The sequence below is a fragment of the Kitasatospora sp. MY 5-36 genome (assembly GCF_001182915.1).
GTDB lineage: Bacteria > Actinomycetota > Actinomycetes > Streptomycetales > Streptomycetaceae > Kitasatospora.
Genome location: NZ_LFVW01001154.1, coordinates 1 through 1,630 on the forward strand (window position 1 = coordinate 1; position 1,630 = coordinate 1,630).

General features: G+C 78.0%; 2 protein-coding genes. One reads left to right on the forward strand and one right to left on the reverse strand.

Features of this window, described 5'->3' with window-relative positions:
• Nucleotides 1-447: winged helix-turn-helix domain-containing protein (locus AE652_RS40975; protein ID WP_199823231.1), on the reverse strand; the 447-nt coding region annotated here is incomplete at its 3' end.
• Nucleotides 448-876: 429 nt separating this feature from the next.
• Between AE652_RS40975 and AE652_RS40980 the strand changes: the two genes are divergently transcribed.
• Nucleotides 877-1,630, forward strand: a 754-nt coding sequence (locus AE652_RS40980; protein WP_049661033.1) for an AfsR/SARP family transcriptional regulator, incomplete at its 3' end; no start/stop codon positions are given.

A 1,630-nucleotide genomic window follows, 5' to 3' on the forward strand; every position in this document is an offset into this window, starting at 1 on the left:
CGGGGCGCCGTCCGCCGGCGCGGCCTCCACCGGCGTGGCCTCCATCGGGGCGGGCTCCGGCGGGGCGGTCCCCGGAGGGGCACCGTCCAGCGGGGCGGCGGGCTCGGGGAGCAGCACGCCGGCCTGTTCGCAGAGCCGGCCGAAGCGCAGCACGTCGACCCGGTCGGGCTCACCGGCCAGCAGGTAGCCGGCCCCCCGGGTGCCCAGCTCCAGCCCGGAGCCGTCCAGCAGTTGGCGCACCGCCGCGACGTGGCCCTGCAGGGCGGCCCGCGCGGTGGGCGGCGCGCAGCCCTCCCAGACCAGCTCGATCAGCTCCTCGGTGGCCACCGTCCGGTTCAGCCGTACGGCGAGCGCGCTCAGCAGCGCCCGGCGCTTGGGGGCCGAGGGCGTCACCGCCGTCCCGTCCTCCCGCCGCACCACCACCGGCCCGAGCAGATCGATGTGCACGCGCCCGTTCCCCTCCCCCACCATCCGTCGACTCCCCGGCTGGTTCGAGGATAGGGCCGACCGGGCCCTTGACGTCGGCCGTACGGTACCGGGCCGGTACGACACCGGCGTCGCGTCCGCGGCTCCCGGCCGAGCGACCACCGCCGCACGGCCCCGCGTCCGCCGCTCCGGACGGGCCGGGCACCGCGGCACGGCCCCGCGTCCGCCGTCCGGTGCAACCGTCACCGGCCCCACCGGCATCCCTCTCAGGGGGTGCCCCGTGGAGCCCGGTCGGACCGGGGGTGGGCGCCCCGCGCGGGCGGGCGTCCGAGGGCGGGAGCAGCCGTCCGGCGTGGACCGGACAGGTTCTCGCACTACACTGCTCCACCCCGAGGGCCGATGGCCGCTTCGGGTGTGATGTGCGGTTTTGGGGCGAGGTGGGGGGTACCGGTGCGGATTCGGCTGCTCGGGCCGGTGGAGTTGCGGGTCGGGGCGGACGGCTTCGCGAGCGTGGCGGGTGCCCAGCGGCGGGCCGTCCTGGCGATGCTGGCGCTGCGGTTGGGGCTCGTGGTCACCATGGACCAGCTGTGCGAGCTGCTCTGGGACGAGCAGCCGCCGCCCACCGCCCGGGCGGCCGTGCAGGGGCACGTCGCCGCGCTGCGGAAGGTGCTCGCCGACACCCCGTTCGAGCTGCACACCCGGGACTCCGGCTACCTGCTGACCGGGCCGGCCGACGCCGTGGACGCGCTGCGCTTCGAGGAGCTCGCCGGCGAGGCCGAGGGGCAGGCCGGGCTCGGCGACTGCGCCACGGCGGTCGCGCTGCTGGAGGAGGCGCTGCGGCTGTGGCGCGGCGAGGCGCTGGCCGACCTGCCCGAAACCCCCCTGCGGGACGCCGCGGTGGACCGGCTGAGGCAGTCCCGCACCGCCGCCCTGCTCTGCTGGGCCGGGCTGCGGCTGGGCCAGGGCGCCGGGGCCTCGGCCGTGCCGCTGCTGAAGCACGGGGTGCGGCTGGACGGGCTGCGCGAGGAGCTGGTGGCCATGCTGATGCGCTGCCTGCACCAGGCGGGCCGGTCCGCGGAGGCGCTGACCGCCTACCACCAGGCCAGGGTCCGGCTGGACGACGAACTGGGCATCAACCCCGGCCCGGCGCTGCGGGCGGCGCTCGCCGAGGTGCTGGCCGACGACCGTACGGCGGAGCCGCCGC